This is a genomic window from Streptomyces sp. NPDC007162 (genome assembly GCF_040634175.1).
In the GTDB taxonomy this organism is placed as follows: Bacteria; Actinomycetota; Actinomycetes; order Streptomycetales; family Streptomycetaceae; genus Streptomyces.
Map to the genome: position 1 here is coordinate 1 of NZ_JBEYFC010000982.1, position 1,500 is coordinate 1,500.

Annotated in this window: 1 protein-coding gene and 1 pseudogene; both read right to left on the reverse strand. The window is 69.4% G+C overall.

Features of this window, described 5'->3' with window-relative positions; genetic code table 11:
- Positions 1-26 precede the first annotated feature (26 nt).
- On the reverse strand, positions 27-824 hold the full coding sequence (locus ABZ646_RS46480; RefSeq protein WP_360533805.1) for an SDR family oxidoreductase: 798 nt from the start codon (positions 822-824) through the stop codon (positions 27-29).
- A 493-nt stretch (positions 825-1,317) separates the two neighbouring features.
- A pseudogene (locus ABZ646_RS46485) lies at positions 1,318-1,500 on the reverse strand (hypothetical protein); the annotation flags it as partial.

Below are 1,500 nucleotides of genomic sequence, written 5' to 3' on the forward strand. Positions count from 1 at the left end.
GTCCGGTGAGGCGATCGCCCGGGAGTTCAGACGTGGGCCCAGTCCTGCCAGGTCTTGAGGCGCTCGGCGTAGACCTGGGGGATCATGTCCAGTCCATCGGTGCCGAAGAAGACGCGCAGGGGCGGGACATCGGCGTCGACGATCTTCAGAAGTGCCGGTCCGGCCGCGGTGGGGTCGCCGAGCTTCACGTCGCGCCAGCCCTCGGCCAGGGCCGCGCGCAACCCATCGTAGGCGGGCAGCTGCTCGGCGAAGCTGGCGGAGGCGCCTGCCCAGTCGGTGGCGAAGCCGCCGGGCTCGACCAGAGTGACCTTGATCCCGAATGCGGCGACTTCCTTGGCGAGGGACTCGGTCAGTCCTTCCAGGGCCCACTTGGAGGCGTGGTAGCCACCGAGGCTGGGGTAGGTGGTCACGCCGCCGATGGTGGAGATCTGCACGATGTGGCCGCTGCCCTGCTCGCGCAGCAGGGGCAGCGCGGCCTGGGTCACCCACAGGGCGCCGAAGAAGTTGGTCTCCATCTGGTCGCGGACCTGCCGCTCGGTCAGTTCCTCGACAGCGCCGAACAGGCCGTAGCCGGCGTTGTTGACGACGACGTCCAGGCGGCCGAAGTGTGCGTGTGCCCGCTGGACGGACTCGGCGGCGGCGGCCTTGTCCGTCACATCCAGGGGCAGCGCAAGGATCGCCTCGCCGTGGGCGGCGACCAGGTCTTTCAGGGAATCGGTGTCGCGGGCGGTGGCCGCGACCTGGTCGCCGCGCTCCAGGGCGGCCAGGGCGAACTCGCGGCCGAAACCGCGCGACGAACCGGTGATGAACCAGACCTTGCTCATGACGCAAACCTCCTGTGGCGATACGGCCACCCATAAGTGGGATGGCCATCCCGATTAACTATACGGGATGAGCGTCCCGCTTTCGAGTTGGCTGTGGCGGCGAGCGGCGGCAGCGACCCACAGCCCCACCCTCAGCGGCCCTGCACTTCCGACGCCGCCCACAGGCGGCGGGCGTAGCTCGCGCACGGATGCCCTGCGTCGTCGCGTGCAGGGTCGGCAGTGCGCCGCCCTTGTCGCCTGGGCGAGGAACTTGCTCGTGATCAGCACAATGGCGCGGGCGGGGCGCCCGTTGCTCTGCGCTCCGCCCCTGACTGCAGGGTTCGCTTGACTTGACTTGGCGCAGAGGATGACCAAGATCCCCTCCCGCACCGCGCCACGCCCGAAAAGCTCGCCGCCGTCCTCAATGCCGTTCACGGCTGATCACGGCCGGACCTGTCCGCGGCCACGGACACGCCGGTGCCGGCTGTCCCGGCAATCGCCGGTCAGCTGCGGATCAGGCATTACTCCGGCTCGCCCCGGTCCGAGTGCCGCCGTGAGGCAGCGCGCCCACCACCCGCAGCGCGGTGTCGCCGTACTGGTAGGCGAGTTGGTCGACGGAGAATTCACCGCCCTCGTGGAACCAGCTGGCAACGCCGATGCCCATGTCGAGGATCGAGTACGAGGCGATGCGGGTCGA